This is a genomic window from Streptomyces sp. NBC_00637, assembly GCF_045161545.1.
GTDB lineage: Bacteria > Actinomycetota > Actinomycetes > Streptomycetales > Streptomycetaceae > Streptomyces.
Window position 1 is genome coordinate 1730716 of record NZ_CP109046.1, and the last position, 19645, is coordinate 1750360.

General features: G+C 72.6%; 15 protein-coding genes. 10 read left to right on the forward strand and 5 right to left on the reverse strand.

The annotated features are described in order from the left end of the window. Nucleotides 1-125: 125 nt before the first annotated feature. The 3 genes from OG440_RS07405 to OG440_RS07415 all read left to right on the forward strand — a co-directional run bounded on the left by OG440_RS07405 (nt 126) and on the right by OG440_RS07415 (nt 2214). Complete coding sequence (locus tag OG440_RS07405) at nt 126-731, forward strand: TetR/AcrR family transcriptional regulator (protein ID WP_406006025.1); 606 nt, start codon at nt 126-128, stop codon at nt 729-731. Between the two features lie 41 nt (nt 732-772). Continuing rightward, a complete protein-coding gene (locus OG440_RS07410) occupies nt 773-1741 on the forward strand; it encodes a DMT family transporter (protein WP_406006026.1) in 969 nt (322 codons plus the stop codon). Nucleotides 1742-1953: 212 nt separating this feature from the next. Then, nucleotides 1954-2214: a hypothetical protein gene (locus OG440_RS07415; protein ID WP_406011290.1), complete on the forward strand. Its 261-nt coding sequence runs from the start codon at nt 1954-1956 to the stop codon at nt 2212-2214. 259 nt (nt 2215-2473) lie between these two features. Here OG440_RS07415 and gcl read toward each other — a convergent pair whose 3' ends face one another. Beyond that, nucleotides 2474-4258, reverse strand: a complete 1785-nt coding sequence (gene gcl, locus OG440_RS07420; protein ID WP_406006027.1) for a glyoxylate carboligase — start codon at nt 4256-4258, stop codon at nt 2474-2476. A gap of 209 nt (nt 4259-4467) precedes the next feature. On the opposite strand from gcl, the gene OG440_RS07425 reads away from it, so the two are divergent. Further along, nucleotides 4468-5367: a hypothetical protein gene (locus tag OG440_RS07425; protein WP_406006028.1), complete on the forward strand. Its 900-nt coding sequence runs from the start codon at nt 4468-4470 to the stop codon at nt 5365-5367. Nucleotides 5368-5411: 44 nt separating this feature from the next. Here OG440_RS07425 and OG440_RS07430 read toward each other — a convergent pair whose 3' ends face one another. Together OG440_RS07430 and OG440_RS07435 are read right to left on the reverse strand one after the other, a co-directional pair. Then, on the reverse strand, nt 5412-7043 hold the full coding sequence (locus tag OG440_RS07430) for an AMP-binding protein (protein WP_406006029.1): 1632 nt from the start codon (nt 7041-7043) through the stop codon (nt 5412-5414). Beyond that, the gene (locus tag OG440_RS07435; RefSeq protein ID WP_406006030.1) at nt 7040-8716 is read right to left on the reverse strand and encodes an AMP-binding protein; all 1677 of its coding nucleotides are present in this window, start codon (nt 8714-8716) and stop codon (nt 7040-7042) included. Before OG440_RS07435 ends, OG440_RS07430 begins: the two co-directional genes overlap by 4 nt. A gap of 187 nt (nt 8717-8903) precedes the next feature. Between OG440_RS07435 and OG440_RS07440 the strand changes: the two genes are divergently transcribed. From OG440_RS07440 to OG440_RS07450, 3 genes are all read left to right on the forward strand, one after another. Beyond that, the gene (locus OG440_RS07440) at nt 8904-9770 is read left to right on the forward strand and encodes a LuxR C-terminal-related transcriptional regulator (RefSeq protein WP_406006031.1); all 867 of its coding nucleotides are present in this window, start codon (nt 8904-8906) and stop codon (nt 9768-9770) included. 222 nt (nt 9771-9992) lie between these two features. Next, the gene (locus OG440_RS07445; RefSeq protein ID WP_406006032.1) at nt 9993-12812 is read left to right on the forward strand and encodes an AAA family ATPase; all 2820 of its coding nucleotides are present in this window, start codon (nt 9993-9995) and stop codon (nt 12810-12812) included. Between the two features lie 293 nt (nt 12813-13105). Further along, nucleotides 13106-13897 carry a S1 family peptidase gene (locus OG440_RS07450; protein WP_406006033.1) on the forward strand — a complete coding sequence of 264 codons (792 nt, stop codon included), beginning with the start codon at nt 13106-13108 and terminating at the stop codon, nt 13895-13897. Nucleotides 13898-14052: 155 nt separating this feature from the next. On the opposite strand, the gene OG440_RS07455 is transcribed toward OG440_RS07450, so the two are convergent. Continuing rightward, nucleotides 14053-15162, reverse strand: coding sequence for a winged helix DNA-binding domain-containing protein (locus OG440_RS07455; RefSeq protein ID WP_406006034.1), 1110 nt, complete (start codon nt 15160-15162; stop codon nt 14053-14055). 258 nt (nt 15163-15420) lie between these two features. On the opposite strand from OG440_RS07455, the gene OG440_RS07460 reads away from it, so the two are divergent. Then, nucleotides 15421-16920: an MFS transporter gene (locus tag OG440_RS07460; RefSeq protein ID WP_406006035.1), complete on the forward strand. Its 1500-nt coding sequence runs from the start codon at nt 15421-15423 to the stop codon at nt 16918-16920. A gap of 93 nt (nt 16921-17013) precedes the next feature. Here OG440_RS07460 and OG440_RS07465 read toward each other — a convergent pair whose 3' ends face one another. After that, entirely contained in the window at nt 17014-17853 is an 840-nt protein-coding gene (locus OG440_RS07465; protein ID WP_406006036.1) for an IclR family transcriptional regulator, read from the reverse strand. 300 nt (nt 17854-18153) lie between these two features. Between OG440_RS07465 and OG440_RS07470 the strand changes: the two genes are divergently transcribed. Then, complete coding sequence (locus OG440_RS07470) at nt 18154-18702, forward strand: quercetin 2,3-dioxygenase (protein WP_406006037.1); 549 nt, start codon at nt 18154-18156, stop codon at nt 18700-18702. A 1-nt stretch (nt 18703) separates the two neighbouring features. Further along, nucleotides 18704-19624: an alpha/beta hydrolase fold domain-containing protein gene (locus OG440_RS07475; RefSeq protein WP_406006038.1), complete on the forward strand. Its 921-nt coding sequence runs from the start codon at nt 18704-18706 to the stop codon at nt 19622-19624. The last annotated feature ends 21 nt before the right edge of the window (nt 19625-19645 follow it).

A 19645-nucleotide genomic window follows, 5' to 3' on the forward strand; every position in this document is an offset into this window, starting at 1 on the left:
CCGAAAACTCCGTCCGGCGGCGCGAATGTCCTGTCGCGCCCAGCCTCGCGCCGTCGGACGGCCACCCGTTCCCGCGCGGAGGGATCCGTATACTAGGTAGACCTACCTACCTAATATGGAGGGCCATGAGCGAGATCGGCGCGAACAAGACGGAGCGCGGGCGCCGGCGTCCGGCACGGGAACGGCTGCTGGCCGCCGCGGCTCGCCGCTTCTACGCCGACGGCGTGGCGGCGACCGGCATCGACACGATCACCGCCGAGGCCGGCGTGGCGAAGATGAGCCTCTACAACAACTTCTCCTCCAAAGCCGACCTGGTCAGGGCCTACCTCGACGCCCGACACGAGGAGTGGCTCGGCCTGTACCGGGCGCGGCTGGCATCGGCCCCGGGGCCGCGGGACGGCGTGCTGGCCGTGTTCGACGCCTACGCCGACCACGCGGCGTTCGCCTACGAGCACGGTTTCCGTGGCTGCGGACTGCTCAACGCGGCCGCCGAACTTCCGGCCGGAGACGAAGCCCGGCTCGTGGTGCGCGCCCACAAGGAGGAGGTCGAGCGGCTGATCGCCGGCCATCTGGAGGAGTTGCTGCCCGAACGCCCGGCCGAGGCACGGGCGCTGGCCGAGCACCTCGCCTTCCTCCTGGAGGGCGCGATGGCGCGCGCCGGCCTGGAGGGCGACGGCGGCCGTGTCCAGCACGCCCGCGCCATCGCCGCGGCCCTGCTGGACCGCCTGTGAGGCGGCCCACCGGCTCGTCCACGGCCATGGGGGCACTGTGCGTGCTGGCAGCCTCCGTGCTGTGGGGCACGACGGGCACAGCCGCCACCTTCGCCCCGAACGTGGGTCCGCTCGCCATCGGCGCGGTCGCCATGGGACTGGGCGGACTCCTGCAAGCCCTGATCGCCGCCCCGGGGATCGTCCATCACGCCTCCCGACTGCGCGAGCGGCGCGGCACGGTACTGCTCGGCGCGGGCTCGGTGGCGGTCTATCCCCTCGCGTTCTACAGCTCGATGCACCTGGCCGGAGTCGCCGTCGGCACCGTGGTGTCGATCGGTACCGCCCCGCTCGCCTCGGTTCTGATCGAACGCGTCGTCGACGGCCGCCGGCTCACCCGCCGCTGGACGTTCGCCGCCACACTCGGCCTGCTCGGCACGCTCCTGCTGTGCGTCGCCGAGGCCTCCCACGCCGACGTCGGAGCCGAAGGGGGATCGGTGGCCGCGACGCTGCTCGGCACCGGTCTGGGGCTCGTCGCCGCCACGACCTACGCCCTCTACGCCTGGTCCGCGCACCGGCTCATCGCCCGCCGGATTCCCTCCCACGCGGCCATGGGCGCCGTCTTCGGGATCGGCGGCCTGGTCCTGCTGCCCGTCCTGGCGGTCACCGGCGCACCTCTCGTCGACTCGTGGTCCGACGCCGCCGTCGGCGCCTACATGGCCCTGATCCCCATGTTCGTCGGCTACGTCCTGTTCGGCCGGGGGCTCGCTCGCGTCCCCGCCAGCACCGCGACCACACTGTCCCTGCTCGAACCGGCCGTCGCCGCCGTCCTCGCCGTCGCGGTCGTCGGCGAACGCCTCCCCGCCACCGGCTGGACCGGCGTCACCTTGGTCGTCGCCTGCCTCGCCGTCATCACCCTCCCGGCGCCGGCACCGCGCAACCGGCAACCGGGAGCGACCGCGTTCCCGGACCCGCGGAAGAAGAGGACTTCGACGAGAACACCGAAGCGCGGCACGAACGCCGGAAAGCTCTGAGAGCGAGCCCCGACCGCACGGACGGCGGCACATGACCTCCCGCCGCGAGCTCACCGCACGTCGGCCGCGCACGAGCTCCGGACGTCCTGTCACGGCCGGCCCCGCGCCGTCGGACGGCCGCCCGTGCCCGCGCTCCCCCGTCAGCAGGACCGACGAGGGAGCGCCACGCGTTGCCCGTGGACAAGGCCCTCGACCTGGTGATGAATACGCATATGAACGATTCGCCGCAGTTTCCGCACATCGTGGTCCACCCTCCGGCGCTCGACGGGTCTCGGCGGGTCACCTCCGGTGACGCCGTTCTCGGGGTCGCGTCCCACCTCGACGACGTCGTCGAGATCCTTCGCCTGGCCGACCTGGACCGGATCGAGGTGGAGGAGAGCGACCTCATCGAATGGCAGGGCGGCGGGCCCGACGACTGGCCGGGACTGTCGGAGGAGCACGGGCGGCCGCACGGGGAGCGGACCGGGGAGTAGACCGGGGTGCAGACCGGGCCGACAACCTCAAATCAACCTCTGAACTCGGCTCAGCAGGCTTCAACCACCCCTGGGTGAGGGCACATTGTGGTCACGCGGGGCCCGCCGACACGGGGGCGGCGGGCCCCGCTCCGACGGTGGGCTCACGCGCGGTGGGACGTCGGCAAGGGATGGCCCGTCCCCCGGACGGGCCACCCCTGCGCGACGACGAGCCGCGTCGGACCGTCAGCGTCAGACGGTCGGTGTCAGATCTTCGGCGTCAGACCTTCAGCGTCCTGATCGATGTCGGCGCGTGACCCGGCTCGGTGGCGAGGTCCTCGAACTCGACCACGTTGCCGATGTCGTTGGTACCGCTCATCGAGATGTTGGTGACGCGCTCCAGGATCGCCTCGACGACGACCGGCACCTGGAACTCGGCGGCAAGCTTCTTGGCCTGCTCGAAGGCGGCCCCCAGCTCCGCGGGGTCCGTCACCCGGATCGCCTTGCAGCCGAGGCCCTCGGCGACCTTGACGTGATCGACGCCGTACACGCCCAGTTCGGGCGAGTTGACGTTCTCGAACTCCAGGTTGACCTGGAAGTCGATGTCGAACGCCCGCTGCGCCTGCCGGATCAGCCCCAGATAGGAGTTGTTGACCAGGACGTGGACGTAGGGGATCTTGTGCTGCGCGCCGACCGCCAGTTCCTCGATCATGAACTGGAAGTCGTAGTCTCCGGAGAGGGCGACGACTTGCGCCTCCGGGTCGGCCTTCGCCACGCCCAGCGCCGCCGGAATCGTCCAGCCGAGGGGCCCCGCCTGGCCGCAGTTGATCCAGTGGCGCGGGCGGTAGACGTGCAGCATCTGGGCGCCCGCGATCTGCGAGAGACCGATGGTGGTGACGTACCGGGTCTCGGGACCGAAGGCCTTGTTCATCTCCTCGTAGACGCGCTGCGGCTTGATCGGGATGTCGTCGAAGTGCGTACGGCGCTGGAGGGTCGCCTTCTTCTCCTGCGCGGCGGCCGCCCACGCGGAACGGTCGGGAAGCGTGCCCGCCGCCCTCGACTCCCTCGCCGCCTCGACGAACAGCTCCAGAGCCGCCTTCGCGTCCGAGGCGATCCCGTAGTCCGGAGCGAAGATCCTGCCGATCTGGGTGGGCTCGACATCGACGTGGACGAAGGTACGGCCGGCCGTGTAGACGTCGACGCGGCCGGTGTGCCGGTTCGCCCAGCGGTTGCCGATACCGAGGACGAAGTCGGACTCCAGGAACGTCGCGTTGCCGTAGCGGTGCGAGGTCTGGAGGCCGACCATCCCGGCGTTCAGCTCGTGGTCGTCGGGGATCGCGCCCCAGCCCATCAGCGTCGGGATCACCGGAGTGCCCGTCAACTCGGCGAATTCGAGCAGGAGTTCCGTGGCGTCGGCGGTGATGACACCGCCGCCCGCGACGATCAGCGGGCGCTCGGCCGCGTTCAGCATCGAGAGCGCCTTCGCGATCTGCGCCCGGGTCGCGGCCGGCTTGTAGACGGGCAGCGGCTCGTATGTGTCGATGTCGAACTCGATCTCCGTCTGCTGGACGTCGACCGGCAGGTCGATCAGGACCGGGCCCGGCCGTCCGGAGCGCATGAGATGGAAGGCCTGCTGGAAGACGCCGGGGACCTGGGCCGCCTCCAGCACGGTGACCGCCATCTTGGTCACCGGTTTGGCGATCGAGGCGATGTCGACGGCCTGGAAGTCCTCCTTGTGGATCACGGCGGTCGGGGCCTGGCCGGTGATGCACAGGATCGGGACGGAGTCGCCGATGGCGGAGTACAGCCCGGTGATCATGTCCGTGCCGGCCGGGCCCGAGGTACCGACGCAGACACCGATGTTGCCCGGTCGGGCACGGGTGTAGCCCTCGGCCATGTGCGAGGCGCCCTCGACATGACGGGCGAGGGTGTGACGGATGCCGCCGGAGGCCTCGAGTGCCGCGTAGAAGGGGTTGATCGCCGCGCCGGGGACACCGAACGCGCTGGTGACGCCCTCGCGCTTGAGGATCTCGACTGCCGCGCGGGCAGCGGTCATACGAGCCATGGGCTACTCCTGCTTCGACTGCTTCAGCTGCTTGCTGTCGGATTCGCTCTCCCGTCGCGCCCCGCGGTGAGCCCTTCCTTCGGTTCCAGCGTTCCGCACTACTTCCGTAATGCGGAAAATACTTTCTGCTATCTGGAAGCAATGTAAGTGGGCACGCGAAGGTCGTCAAGAGACGGACAAGCGGGGACCGGAGTAGGACGATGGGGCGCATGCCCGAGAGCGTGCCGGTGCGCTGCCCGGCCTGTCGGCGCGAGCGCCGCTACACCGCGCCCTGCTACCCGTGCGCGTGCGGTGCTCCCGTCACGCCCGTACTCGACCGGCGGACGACGCCTACGACCGTCACGCACCGGGTGTGGGACGACGAGTGGGTCGCCCTGCGGTGCCCCGGCTGCGGCCGCCGGCACCAGTGGCCACACCCCGAACTGGGCTGCGCCTGCGGAGCGGTGATACGCATCCCGGTGACCGACCCGACCCCCGATTCCGAGCAGGGGCCCGAGCCGGGGCCAGGGGTTCGGCGGACGGCGGGGCCGGAGCGGGGGCCGGAGCGGGAGCCGAGCCCGGAGCGGGGGCGGGGGCCCGGCCCGGGGCCGGACACGACCGCGCCGACATCGACGTCGACACCCCCGCCGCCCTCCGCACGGACGCCGGCACCAGGCCCGGATCTGGAGCCGGACCTGAACCCGCACCCGCACCCGCACACGCACACGCACACGGAACCCGGGGCGCAACGGCGTGCCTTCCGACCCGTCGCCATCCGTACCGCTCGCGACGCGGTCACCGCCGCCGCGCTCTATCTGAACTGGCTCGGCCACGCGGACATCCGGCGGGCCGATCAGCGGCCCACCTCCGGGATCGGCCTCGCCGCCCGCGGGCTCGTGGCCCAGGTGGACCCCAGCGTGAACCCGGCCTCACTGCGGGACGTGGAGTGCCTCTGGCTGACGGCCATGACGGAATCCGCGGACTGCGTCTACTTCTCCCTCGCCGGGTACGCCGAGGACGCCCGCGCCCGCGCCGACCGACTGCGTGTCCCCCTCTTCGTCCTGGACCTGACGGGCACCCCGCAGCCCGTGAACGCGATGGCCGACGCCCTCGCCACCCGAGGCAGCTGAACGAACCCGGAGGAAGCCAAGGGCCCGGGGCCGGGAAACATACGTCAGAGAGCGTTTTCCTCGCGCAGCTCGATCTTGCGTACCTTCCCCGAGACGGTCATCGGGAAGGCCTCCATGATCCGCAGCCTGCTCGGGATCTTGTAGTGCGCCAGCCGGTCCTCGCAGTAGGCGCGCAGTTCCTCCAGCGAGAGCGGGTCCGCCCCGTCGGCCGGGATCACGCAGGCGAGGACCTCCTCGCCGTACTTCTCGTGCGGGACGCCGACGACCTGGACGTCCCGGATCCTCGGGTGGCCGTAGAGGAACTCCTCTATCTCGCGCGGGTAGATGTTCTCCCCGCCCCGGATGATCATGTCCTTGATGCGGCCGACGATCTCGACGTAACCGTCCTCGCGCATCACCGCCAAATCCCCGGTGTGCATCCAGCGTGCGGCGTCGATCGACTCGGCGGTCTTCTCGGGCTCGTCCCAGTATCCGAGCATCACGCTGTAGCCGCGGGTGCACAGTTCGCCCGCGACGCCACGCGGTCGGGTCACGCCGTCCACCGGATCCACGACCTTCACCTCGATGTGCGGCAGGACCCTGCCCACGGTGCCGGTGCGGTGCTCGAGGTCGTCCTCGCGGCGGGTCTGGGTGGAGACCGGCGAGGTCTCGGTCATGCCGTAACAGATCGACACCTCCGCCATGTTCATTTCGGCGACCACCCGTTTCATCACCTCGACCGGGCAGGGCGAGCCCGCCATGATGCCGGTACGCAGGGAGGAGAGGTCGTAGGTCGCGAAGTCGGGCAGGTTCAACTCCGCGATGAACATGGTCGGGACGCCGTACAGGGAGGTGCACCGCTCCTGCTGGACCGCCTCCAGCGTGGCCTTCGGGTCGAAGGAGGGGGCCGGGACGACGATGCAGGCGCCGTGCGAGGTGGCCGCCAGGTTTCCCATCACCATGCCGAAGCAGTGGTAGAAGGGCACCGGGACGCAGATGCGGTCCTGCTCGCTGTAGGCGATCGACTCGCCCACGAAGTAACCGTTGTTGAGAATGTTGTGGTGGGAGAGGGTGGCCCCCTTGGGGAAGCCCGTGGTGCCCGAGGTGTACTGGATGTTGATGGGGTCGTCGCAGGACAACTCGTTTCTGCGGGTGCGGAAAGTTTCCTGGAGATCGGGCGTTCCGCGCCGCAGCAGCGCGCCCCAGCTGGGATCCCCGATGAAAACGGTCTCCCTCAGTTGCGGGCAGTTGCCGCGTACCTGCTCGACCATCGCGCGGTAGTCGCTCGTCCGGTGACCGAGCGAGGCGAACAGTACGGAGACCCCGGCCTGTCGGAGCACGTACTCGACCTCGTGCGTGCGGTACGCCGGGTTGATGTTCACCATGATCGCGCCGATGCGGGCGGTGGCGTACTGGACGAACACCCACTCGGCGCAGTTGACCGCCCAGATGCCCACCCGGTCGCCCTTGGCGACCCCGCTCGCGAGCAGCGCGTACGCCAGCCGGTCGACGTCCTCGACGAATCGCCGGTACGTCCAGCGGCGCCCGGACGGCACGTCGACCAGCGCCTCGCGGTCCGGCCAACGCGCGGCGGTCCGGTCCAGGTCGGCGCCGATGGTGTCCCCGAGCAGCGCGGTCCCGCTCGTCCCGTGCGCGTACGACACATCCGTGTCCCGCGCGTTCGACGCCTCGCTCATCGGAAGTCCTCCTCGCGGTACTCGTCCGGCGAGCCCGCCGCGGTCGCCTCTCGCAACTCGATCCTGCGGATCTTGCCGCTCACGGTCTTGGGCAGCGGGGCGAACTCCAGGCGGCGCACGCGCTTGTAGGGGGCGAGGACCTCGCGGGAGTGCTCGAACAGCACCTTCGCCGTGTCGGGGCCCGGCTCCCAGCCCTCGGCGAGCACGACGTACGCCTTGGGCACGGCGAGGCGCAGCGCGTCCGGGGCGGGCACGACGGCCGCCTCGGCGACCGCCTCGTGCTCCAGCAGCGCGCTCTCCAGCTCGAAGGGGCTGATCTTGTAGTCGGACGCCTTGAAGACGTCGTCGGCCCGGCCGACATAGGTGATGTAACCGTTCTCGTCGCGACTGCCGATGTCGCCGGTGCGGTAGTAGCCGCCGGCCATCGCCTCCGCGGTACGGTCCGCGTCCCCGTGGTAGCCGGTCATCAGGCCGACCGGCCGGGCCGCCAGGTCCAGCGCGATCTCCCCCTCCGCGGCGCCCGGCGCGCCCGAGACCGGGTCGAGGAGCTCCACCCGGTAGCCGGGGCTGGGCCGGCCCATCGAGCCGGTCTTCAGTTCCTGTCCGGGGCTGTTGGCGATCTGCACGGCCGTCTCGGTCTGCCCGAAGCCGTCCCGGACGGTCACCCCCCAGGCGCGCCGCACCTGCTCGACGACCTCGGGATTGAGCGGCTCGCCGGCCGCCACCGCCTCGCGTGGCGGGGTCCGCAGCTGGGTCAGATCGGCCTGGATCAGCATGCGCCAGACGGTGGGCGGGGCGCAGAACGTCGTGACCCCCGCGCGGTCCATCTCGGTCATCAGCCGGGCCGGGTCGAAGCGGGTGTAGTTGTGGATGAAAACGGTTGCTTCGGCGTTCCACGGGGCGAAGAGGTTGGACCAGGCGTGCTTGGCCCAGCCGGGCGAGGAGATGTTGAGGTGCACGTCGCCGGGCTGGAGCCCGATCCAGTACATCGTCGACAGATGACCGATCGGATACGAGGTGTGGGTGTGCTCCACCAGCTTGGGGCTGGCGGTCGTACCGGAGGTGAAGTAGAGCATCAGCGGGTCGTCGGCGAGGGTGGGGCCGTCCGGGGTGAAGCCGGCCGGGGCGCTGTAGGCGTCCTCGAACCGCTGCCAGCCCTCGGGTGCGCCGCCGACCGCGATGCGCCGGTAGTCGCCGGGGACCCCGTCGAACTTGCCGGTGTCCTCGGTGCGGACGAGGACGTGCCGGATGCGGCCGCGCTCGACGCGGTCGGTGAGGTCGGCGGGACCGAGCAGCGGGGTGGCCGGGACGACCACGGCGCGCAGTTTCATCGCGGCCAGCGCGGTCTCCCACAGTTCGGCCTGGTTGCCGAGCATGACGAGGATCCGGTCCTCGGCGGCGACGCCGCGCTCGCGCAGCCAGTTCGCGACCCGGTCGGAGCGCTCGGAGAGTTCGGCGAAGCTGAGACGGGTTTCGGAACCGTCTTCTTCCACGATGTGCAGGGCGGTGCGCCCGTTGCCGTCGGCGACGGCGTCGAACCAGTCGAGGGCCCAGTTGAACCGCTCCGGGCGGGGCCACTCGAAACCCTCGGACGCGGTGGTGTAGTCCTCGCGGTGTGCCAGCAGGAAGTCGCGGGCTCTGCGGAAACGCTCCGTCGCCGTCGCCGTCGTCATCTGTCCTCCGTGCTTTCTTGGCTTGCCCGGTCGTGCGCCTCCGGGGGCGCTTTCGGCCCCTGCGGCGCACTCCCGTGGTGCCGGACCATTGCCGGGCGGCTCTCTGCCATCGTGTAATCCGTGATGCAGGTCTCACTACCCCCGGACGGGGGTGTGCGGCACCAAGCCGCGCGGAAAGGGCGAGAACGTGGCGGCAGACGCGGCCGGAACGGTGGAGATTCGTGGTGCGCTGGCGCGGCTGCGGCGGGTGACGGGGCTGCCGGTCGCCTTCGGCGGTCTGGTGGAGCCTGGGCGGCAGCGGATCCGGATCAGCGAGTTCAGCGGCGCGGCCGGTCTGGCGCTGCGCGGACTGGCGGTGACCTCCGGCAACGGTCTCGGCGGCAAGGCGGTGGCGCTGGCCCGCCCGTGCGCGGTCACGGACTACTCCCTCTCCCGGCAGATCAGTCACGAGTACGACGCGGCCGTCGCCGCCGAGGGTCTGCGCTCGGTGCTGGCGATCCCGGTGGTCGTACGGCGCCGGGTGCGCGGAGTGCTGTACGGGGCGCTGCGCACGGCGCAGCCGCTGGGCGACCGCACGCTGACCGCGGCCGTACAGGCGGCGCGGGACGTCGAACAGGCGCTGGTGGTCGGGGACGAGGCGCGTGACCTGCTGACGGCGGCCAGGCCCGGCTCGGCGGGCGCGGGGCCGGGTCCGGGTCCGGGCGCCGGGGCGGGGGCCGGCTGGGAGCAGGTGCGCGAGGCGCACACGGCGCTGCGCGCTCTGGCCCCGCGGATCGCCGATCCGGGTCTGCGCGCCGAGCTGCTGGAGGTCTGCGGGCTGCTGACCCCGAAGCCGCCGGAGCGGGCGCCGGGACAGCCGGTGACCCTGGCCCCGCGGGAGCTGGACGTGCTGGCGTGGGTGGCGGCGGGGGCGACGAACGCGGCGGCGGCCGAGCGGCTGGGACTGCGCCCGGAGACCGTCAAGGGCTATCTGCGGTCGGCGATGCGCCGGCTGGGCGCACGCACCCGGGGGGAGGCGGTGGTCGCGGCCCGGAGGGCGGGCTTGCTGCCCTGAACGCGGGGCGCGCAACATGCCCGTAGCGCGGGCGGTGCAAGATACCTGGAGCAGCGATCACATCCAGCCAGGGAGGCCCCTCACGACAAGTGACCATTCATTCGTCGTCTCCATGAATTTCCCTATGCGGCACGTTGTTATATGCCTCACCACGCCGCGTCTCCGAATTTCAAAGGGACGATGCCTAGAATTTGGCCCGGACACGACACTCGGAGGGGAGCGGTGACCGTGCGACGGGACTTCAAGGAGCCTGCCAGATGCCGCCCCGACCTGGTCATCGGCAGGGACGAGCTGTTCACGGCCGCCCGTGACCAGCTGACACGTGGCGGCAGTGTGCTGCTGCACGGCCCGGCCGGAATAGGAAAGTCGACCGTGCTGCGGGCATTGGCCGCGGATTACGGCGAGGCGGCCCACACCGTCCTGCGCTGCTCGGCGACCGAGTCCGAATCCCACCTCCCCTTCCTGGCTCTGGCCGACCTCTTCGGCCTCGTCCTGGACGAGATCTCGGACAAGCTGCCCGTCGCCCAGCGCACGGCCCTGGAGTCGGCGCTCACCGGCCGAGGCGAATCGACTCTGCAACGCGACGGCCTGGCCCTGCGGCTGGCCGTGCTGTCGGCCCTGCGCGCCCTCGCCGCCGCGGGTCCCGTCCTGCTCGTCGCCGACGACCTCCAGTGGCTGGACTCGGCCAGCGCCGAACTCCTCGGCTTCGCCGCCCGCCGCCTCGGCGACACCCCCGTCCAACTGCTGTGCGCCGTGCGGACGGAGGAGCAGGAGTACGACCGTCATCTACGCGCGTCCCCGCCCGACACCCTCGCCGTCCGGCTCAACCCCCTCTCCCGCGCCCAGGTCTCCGCGCTGCTCGACCACCGCGGCTACACCGACCTGCCCCGCTCGACGATGCGGGAGATCCACCGCACCAGCGGCGGCAACCCGCTCTTCGCCCTGGAGCTGGGCCGCGCCCTCGGCGAGAGCCCGACACCGCCCCGGCCCGGCGAACCCCTGCCGGTGCCGACCTCGCTGCGCGCCCTGGTCCTCAGCCGTCTCGACATGCTGTCCGACGAGGCCCGCCGCACCCTGCTCGTGGCCAGCGCCGGCGCCCGCCCCACCCTGGCGCTGCTGCACGCGGCCGGCCGCGAGAACGCCGAGGCCGAGACCGCGCAGGCGGCGGCGCTCGGGCTGCTGGCGACCGAGCCCGAGGGTCCGGCCGTCCGGTTCGCGCATCCGCTGATCTCGGCCGCGCTGTACGCGGAGGCGCCCGCCCAGGAGCGCCGGGCCGCGCACGCCGCGCTGTCCACGGCCGCCTCCGATCCGATCGAGCGGGCCCGCAACCTCGCCCTGGCCACCACCGGTACCGACCCGGAGGTCGCCGACCGGCTCGCCGAGGCCGCCGCGCTCGCCCGCGACCGGGGCGCACCCTCGGTCGCCGCCTCACTGGGCCTGCTCGCCGCCCGGCACACCCCGCCGGACGGCCCCACCGCCCCGGACGACCGGCGGCTCCAGGCCGCCGAGGACGCGATCACCGCCGGTGAGGTGGACCTCGCCCGGGACATCGCGCGCGAGGTGCTGACCCGCGCGACCGTGCCCGCCGAGCGGATCCGGGCCTGGGAGGTGGTGATCGAGGCCGCCGGGCAGTCCCTCGGCGAGGTCGACGCCGTCTTCCCGCAGGCCCTCGCCGACGCCGGCGACGACCCGCGGCTGCTCGCCCTGGTCCACTACCGGCTGGCCTGGCGCAAGCTGATCGTGGAGGGCGACTTCGCCGAGGCCCGCGAGGAGGCCGCGCACACGGCCGACCTGGCGGCCCGCGGGCACGACCGGCGCACCGAGCTGATGGCGCTCTCCTTCCAGGCCTCGACCGAGACCCTGATGGGCCACCCGAACGCCCCCTCCACCATCAAGCGGGCCCTGAGGGAACCCCAGGACCCCTACGTGGCGTGCCATCACAACGGCGCCGGGGCGGCCCGGTTCCGCTGGCTGCTGATGAGCGATCAGCTGCCCGAGGCCCGGTCGACCATCACCGCGCTGCTGCGCGAGGTGCGCCGGCGCGGCATGGTCGAGAGCGAGGTGCACTTCCAGCGCTTCCTCGCCGAGACCGAACTGCGCTCCGGGCACTGCGGGCGCGCCCTCGACCTGGCCCGCGAGAGCCTGCGGCTGGCCCGGGACTCCGGGATCGGTCTGGGTGCCTCCGCGATGCTGGCCTCCCTCGCCGAGGCGTCCGGCGGCGACGTCGACCGGGCGCTGGCGCTGGCCCGGGAGGCGGCGGGCAAGGCCGAGGAGGACGGCGACCAGATGTACGTCTCGCGGGCGCTGGCGGCACTGGGCCACGCCCAGTTGGTGGCCGGGGACGCGGCCGGCGCGGTCGGCTCGCTGCGCCGGGTGCGGGAGCTGGAGCAGGGCCTGGGCATCACCGATCCCGCCCGGGGCCGCTGGCACGGCGACCTCGCCGAGGCGCTGGTCCGCATCGGCGAGCCGGGCGAGGCCCAGGACGTCGTCGACGTCACGCGCGAGCACGCGCTCAGGCTCGGCCGGGAGAGCGTGCTGGCCGTGCTGGACCGGGCGGAGGCGATGGTACGGGCGGCACGCGGCGACCACGAGGCGGCGCTGTCCCGGCTGACGTCCGTTCAGGACCGGCTCGCCAAGCTGGGATACGGCCTGGAGGAGGCGCGGGCGGCGTTCGCGCTGGCCCTGCTGCGCACCGGGCGCCCGGGGCCGACGTCGTACGACGAGGCGGCGCGGCTGTTCCGGCGCTGCCGGGCGCTGCCCTGGCTGCGCCAGGTGGAGGCGGCGGCCGCGGCGGTCGCGCCCGGGACGGCCGCCGTGCCCCGGCAGACGGCTCCCCCGTCCGACGCGCTGGAGGGGCTCGCCTCGATGGAGCGTCAGGTCGCCTCGCTCGTCATGGAGGGCGCGACCAACCGGGAGATCGCCGCGCGTCTGTTCATCAGCGTCAAGACGGTCGAGGCGACCCTGACCCGGGTCTACCGCAAGCTGGGGATCCGTTCCCGGGTGGACATCGTCCGACTGGCGGCGGGGCGTCACGCGAAGTGAGGAATCCGCGGGTTAACTGCCCCTGAGGGCTCCCCACCCTCAGCGGGTGCCGCGGCCCCGTGCGGCGGATTCTCTGAGCACCCCCTCGGCGGCGACTGTGACGTGCCTGAGCCGACCGAGGGTTTTCCCTGCCCCAACTCCCTTAGGGGGTTCCCTCATTGGGGGGAACGGGTGCCGGGACCTAGCTTAAGGGACGTGCCGCTCGCCCGGGCATACGGGGGTCGGTCCCGCGACCCCCGTGCACCCCCCACACCCGTGCGACCCCCCACCGGCAATCCCCACCGAGGAGATCCATGTTCGGGCTCAACCGGTTCAAGAAGACCGCCGCGGTCCTCGCGGCGACCGCCGCGGCCGCGGCGACCGCACTGCTCAGCGCCCCCACCGCTGTCGCAGCGCCGCAGCCGATCGTCGGCGGCACGACGACCACGACCACGACGTACCCGTTCATGATGCAGATCACGGACGCCTCGCAGAACCAGTTCTGCGGCGGCACCCTCGTCTCGGCGACCAAGGTGGTCACGGCCGCCCACTGCATGGTCGGCGAGACCACGAGCAGCGTGCGCGTCGTCGGTGGGCGCACCTACCTCAACGGCACCAACGGCACGGTCAGCCGGGTCAGCAAGATCTGGATCAACCCGAGCTACACGGACGCCACCAACGGTGACGACGTGGCCGTCCTGACCCTGTCGACGTCGATGCCCTACACCACGGCGTCGTACGTCTCCTCGTCCCAGACCGGTGTGTACGCGGCCGGCACCACCGCCCGCATCATCGGCTGGGGCACCACCTCGGAGAGCGGCAGTTCCTCCAACCAGCTGCGGACCGCGACCGTCCCGATCGTGTCCGACACCAGCTGCAAGAGCTCCTACGGTTCCGACTTCGTCGCGACCGACATGGTTTGCGCCGGATACACATCCGGCGGCGTAGACACCTGCCAGGGCGACAGCGGCGGTCCCCTGCTCATCGGGGGCGTCCTGGCAGGCATCACTTCTTGGGGCGAGGGCTGCGCGGAGGCCGGCTACCCGGGTGTGTACACCCGGCTGACCACCTTCTCCAGCCTGGTGACGACGCAGGTCAACTCGTAGTCCGTCACCGCACAGCGGTTCCCGAGATCTCCTGAGCACCCCTCAGGGAAAGACCGGGGGGCGCTGCGAGCCTCCACGAGCGGCCCGCAGCGCCCCCTCTCCAAGCCCTCACCGGTCGCCGGTGGGGGCTTGTCGTATGCCGGGGGCCACGGTGGTCACGTCCGTACGACGGTCCCGAACCGGATGTCGTAGGGCTGCCCGGGGTGCACGGTGGCCAGCATCCGCTCGCCCTCGGCGGCCACGTCCCGCCGCTGGGCGCCGGTGAGGGTGCCGAAGGGTTCGACGACCAGGGCGTCCTGCTCCAGTCTCCACACGCCCGCCAGGAAACCGTCGACGAGGAAGGTGCAGTACGCCTGGTTGCCCTGCCAGGAGCGGCCCCGGTACTCCGCCGGGACGACCCGGGTGCGGTCGGCGTGGGACAGGAGGAGGTTGTCGAACTCGGGGAGGAAGCGGGGCGGGGCCGGGGTGTCCGGGTCGGGGCGCGGCGCGTCGGGGAGGTCGAAGAGCTCGACGCCGTGCTCGTCACGGAAGGTGAGGAGCCGCGGGCGCAGGCGGTCGAAGGCGTCGCGCAGCCGGGTCAGGCCGGCCCAGGTCTGCATGTCCTTGACGGAGGCCGGACCGAAGGCGGCCAGGTAGCGCAGGACCACCGAGTCCGCCGTCGGGGCGGGCAGCGCGGGCCGGCCCAGCCAGTGCTCGGCGGTGGTGAGCGCGACCTGCCCGCTCCTGCCCCACAGTCCGCGCGGGGTGACCTGCACGAGGGGCAGACGGCAGCGGGCGGCCACGGCCAGGGACGGCGGGTCGGCGTCCGGCCACTCGGCGGAGAGCGCTTCGCGCAGCTGCTTCATGGTGCGCGGCTCGGCCTCGACGAGGTCGCGGGCGAGGGCGGCGAGGCGGTCGAGGTCGACGCCGCCGAGCCCCTTGCGGAAGTACGTCAGCTCACGGTCGCGGGCGGGCTGGACGAACGGCCGCAGCGTCAGGCAGTCGTCGGCGGTGTGGGTGTGGATGGTGGAACGCATGCTGACGATACGGACCACCTCACGGCCCGCCATCAGCGCCGACAGCCGCTCGGGGACGAAGCCGTCGAGCCGGGCGGCCAGCGCGTAGTACGGCGGCTTGACGTTCTGTGCCTGGAGCCCGAGCAGGTGCTCCACGGCGGCCCCGGCGGACATCGACGCCGGCCGCAGCAGCAACTGCCGCTCCAGCGTGGCGCGGTTGAGGGCACGAGCGCCGAGCACGGGGCCCGCCGGGTACGTCGTCTTCGTCATGTACGGCAACGTAGCGGGAGTTGCGGACACCTTTGGTCCGCGACGCCGTCACCGCCACGCTCCGGGCAGGCGGCCTCCCTGCCGACGACCCGCCGCGGCCGCGCGTCCGTCACGTGCCATTCAATGAAAATCCGCCTGGTGGCCGCGGCGGCGGCCGCCCATTCTTGCCGCACGCCTCGTGGGGGCCGGCCGTCAGGTGTCGGAGGTGCCGCTCCCGGGCGTTCTGCCCTTTCCCCGGCTCGCGAAAGGAGCGGCTGCGTGACATCGACGTCTGCAAGCCCCTCGCTCACGGCATCGTCCGCCCGGACCACCGAACGCTGGAACCGGCGGCTGATGGCCCTGCTGGTGGCCCTGATCTGGCCGACGCAGCTGCTGGCCGTCGCCGGCATCGTCACGGCCAACACGACGGCCGACGTCGCGCAGCGCTTCCACACCACCCAGGTCGCCTGGTTCTCGCTGATCGTCACCCTGGTCTCGACGCTGCTCATCCCGTTCGTCATCAAGGCCGGCGACCGGTACGGGAGGCGGCGGATCATGCTCGCCATGATCGGCCTCGGGGTCGTCGGCGACATCATCGCGGCCATGGCCGGCAGCTTCTGGCTGCTGCTGGTCGGCCGGGGCATCGCCGCCTGTTACGCCCCGTTCGCCGCCCTGTCCTTCCCCGCCGTGCGTGACCTCTTCCCCGCCCGGATGGTGAAGCAGGCCAGCGCGGTGCTCGGCGGCAGCATGGGTCTGGTGGGGGTCGTGGGACCGTTGCTCGCCGGGTGGCTGATCGACGCCGGGGGCTACCGGGCCGCGCTGTGGTTCATCGCCGCGGCGACCGCGGTGGCGTTCCTCCTGGTGGCCCTGCTGGTGCCCGAGACTCCGCGGCACGATTTCCAGAACGGTTTCGACTGGCCGGGCGGGCTGCTGCTCGGCGGGGGCCTGGCAGCCGTCGTGTACGCGGTCGGGCAGGGGCAGAGCCGGGGCTGGACGAGCGCGGCGACGCTCGGCTGGACGGCCGGCGGACTGCTGGCGATCGGCGCGTTCGTCCTCGTCGAGCGCTCCAGCGCCCACCCGATCCTCGACCTGCGCGTGCTCGGCCGGCGGCCGGTCGCGCTGACGGTCGGCGCCGCGGCCGTGGGCCAGGCCACCGCGCTGGCGATGGCCTCGATGGGCATCCTGCTGGCCCTCTACCCCCGCATCCCCGGGGTGTCCGACGGACTGGGCTGGACCAGCACGCACAACGCCCGGATCGGTCTGACCTGGAACCTGGTCATGCTCGGCACCGGATTCCTCGCCGGCCGCCTGCTGCGCAAGGCCGACGCCCGCCTGCTGTGGGGGGCCGGACTGGCGCTGGGCGCGGCGGGATACGGGCTGATGGGCCTGTTCCACGCCGATGCCACCCAGCTCGTCCTGACGGCGTGTCTGGCCAACGTCGGCACCGGCCTCATCGTCTCCGTCGCTCCCGTGCTGGTCCTGGGCGTGGTCTCGGTGGAGGAGCAGGGGCAGGGCAGCGGTCTGATGCAGATGCTCTTCAACTTCTTCGGCACGGTCGTCCCCGCCGTGTGCTTCGCCGTCCTCGCCGCGCACAGCACGGTCCTGAAGGGCACCGCCTTCTACCTGGACGCGGGCTACACCTGGGTCTTCTGGACCGGCGCGCTGATCCTGCTGGCGGCGCTGGCGGTGTCCCTGTTCCTTCCGGCGCCGCGGGATCCGGCGGAGGGTGACGCGGCGGCGGCCGGCGCGGCGGCGGGCGACGCTCCCCCGGCCTCCTGACCGGGCAGGAGCCCCGCAGTCCCGCAGTCCCACCGTCTTCTCCCGTCGCGTCCCCGGGCGGGGGGAGACGGTGGCGTTGCCCCGCCCGGAGCCTCACGGTCGTCGGCGCGGGCCGCCGCCCTGCGCCGGAGCCGGCGGTGCCGTGACGGCACCGAGGCTGCGGGAGAGGGCCCGGGCGGTGGCGCGCAGGGCGGGGGCGAGCACGCGGGGTTCCGCGTGCCCGGCCGGGACGACGACCGACAGCGCCGCGACGACCTCGCCGTCGGCGCCCCGCACGGGGGCCGCCACGGCGTGCAGCGGGACGGGCTCCGCCCGGTTGACGACCGCCACCCCGGTGCTGCGGATCTCGGCGAGGGAACGCCGTAGTGCGGCGGAGGACAGCGGTACCCCCTCCGGCTCGTGCGTCAGGGCCTGCCCGAGGATCTCGTCCTGGAAGTCGGCGCCGGCGTGCGCCAGCAGCACCAGACCGACGCCCGTGGAGTGCAGCGGCAGCCGGCCGCCCACCCGGTACAGGACGTCGATGGCGGCGTGGGCCGACAGCCGCTCGACGAGCAACGCGTCCGTGCCGTCCCGTACGGCCAGCAGGACGTGCTGGTGGGTCGCCTCGTACAGGTCCTCCATGTACGGCAGCGCCACCCGGCGCAGCCCGTGCGCACGCGGCGCCAGCGAGGCGACCTCCCACAGCCGCAGGCCCACCACGTAGCGGCCGTCGGCGTCCCGCTCCAGGGCGCCCCAGTGCACGAGCCGCCGGGCCAGCCGCAGCGTCGTGCTCGTCGGTGTGTCCGTGACGCGGCTGAGCTCGGCGAGGGTCAGTGCGCGGCGGTCCTCGGAGAACGCCGTGAGCAGCGCGAACGCACGGTCGATGACCGGCTCGCCCTGCGGCGGCCGTCGCCCCCGGACGCCGGCACGGGGGGTTCCCGCGTTGTTCGTCACCCGTGCAGTGTGACCCACCCCGCTACCGGAGACGCGTGGCGTCCACGTTTCGGCCGTATGCCATTCAATGAAATTCCGCCTGGTGGGACGGCGGCCGCGGGCCCATCCTTACGGCATCCGCCCTTCCCTGCGCCACCCGTCGTGAAGGCAGCCGTCCCTGAGGCACCCCCCTTGAGGCACCTGTCGTCACGGCACCTGTCGTCACGGCGGCCGTCCTCGACGCGGCCGTTCTCGCGGCCGCGTCGACGGGTCGCCCGCTCCCGCCCCGGGTGGAGCCGATCAGATTTCCGAGGAGATCCCATGACTGCGGAGTTCGCCCAGAGCGGCGGCGCCAGGCGCCTCCCCCTGCCCGGGAAGCCGGTGCCCTTCTTCCTGGAAGCCGGAGAGGGTGAGCGGTCCCACCTGTTCGACGCCCTCATCACCGTGCTGCTCAGCGAGGACGAGACGGCCGGCCAGTTCGGCATCTTCACCTACGCGGCCCCCAAGGGCGACGCGATCCCCACCCACAGCCACGCCGACGTGCACGAGACCTTCTATCTGCTGTCCGGCCGCGCCCGGGTGTGGATCCAGGACGGCGACGGAGAGACGTACGAGAAGCTCCTCAAGCCCGGCGACTTCGGCTACGTGCCCGCCGGCTGCCTGCACACCTTCCGGGTCGAGGCCGACGACACGAAGATCATGGGCGCCTCCAGCGGCGGCTTCGAGCGGTTCTTCGGCGACGCCGGAACCCGCACGGACTCGAGGGAGCTTCCGCACCCGCCCCACATCCCCTCCCACGAGCGGCTGGCCCGGGTCGCCCGCGAGCACCGGCAGGAGTTCCGGTTCGACCTGCGTCCCCTGGACCGCTGACATGACGGCGAACATCCCCGCCCTCCCGGCGGAGCAGACCACGGCCGGGGGCTCCCGCGTGCTCCGGGGGGTCGAGTACGGCTCGCCGACCGGATTCCGGCCGTTGCTGCTCGACCTGTACCGGCCCGCCCGCGACCCCGGACACCCGGCCCCGGTGGTCGTCTTCCTGCACGGCGGCGGCTGGCGGACCGGACGGCGCGACCAGTTCGGTCCGGCCTTCGCCGGGTGGCCGCTCGGGCCGTTCGACCGTCTCGTCCGGGCGGGCTTCGCGGTCGCCTCCCTCGACTACCGGCTCAGCGGCGAGGCCGTCTTCCCGGCCCAGCTGCACGACGGCAAGGCCGCGCTGCGCTGGCTGCGCGCGCACGCCGACGTGCTGGGGCTCGACGCGGGACGGGCCGTCCTGTGGGGCGAGTCGGCGGGCGGTCATCTCGCGGCGCTGCTCGCGCTGACCGCCGGCAGACCCGAGTGGGAGGGCGACGTCGCGGAGCCCGGTCCCGGCGTGACCGTGGCCGGGGTCGTCGACTGGTACGGCCCCGCGGACCTGCGCACCATGCAGCGCCAGTCCCGGCCCGACGCGGTGAGCGCCCCGGACGCCGAGGACTCTCGGGAGGCGCTGCTCATCGGCGCGCCCGTACCGGCGGCACCCGAACGCGCCGCCGCGGCGAGCCCGGTGAGCCATGTGTCCGCCGCCGCCCCGCCCTTCCTGCTCGCCCACGGCACCGCCGACCGCTTCGTCCCCAGCGGGCAGAGCGAACAGCTCGCCGCGGCCCTGCGCGCCCACGGATGCCGGGTGAGCCTGCGTCTGGTCGACGGCGCGGATCACCTGTGGGCCGGGCTGCCCGATCCGGAGACCGTGTTCGCCGAAGCCCTGGAGTTCGCCGCGCGCGTCTGCGGCCTCCCCGTGCTTCCCGACCCGGCCTGACCCCTCCTCGAACGTTTGGTC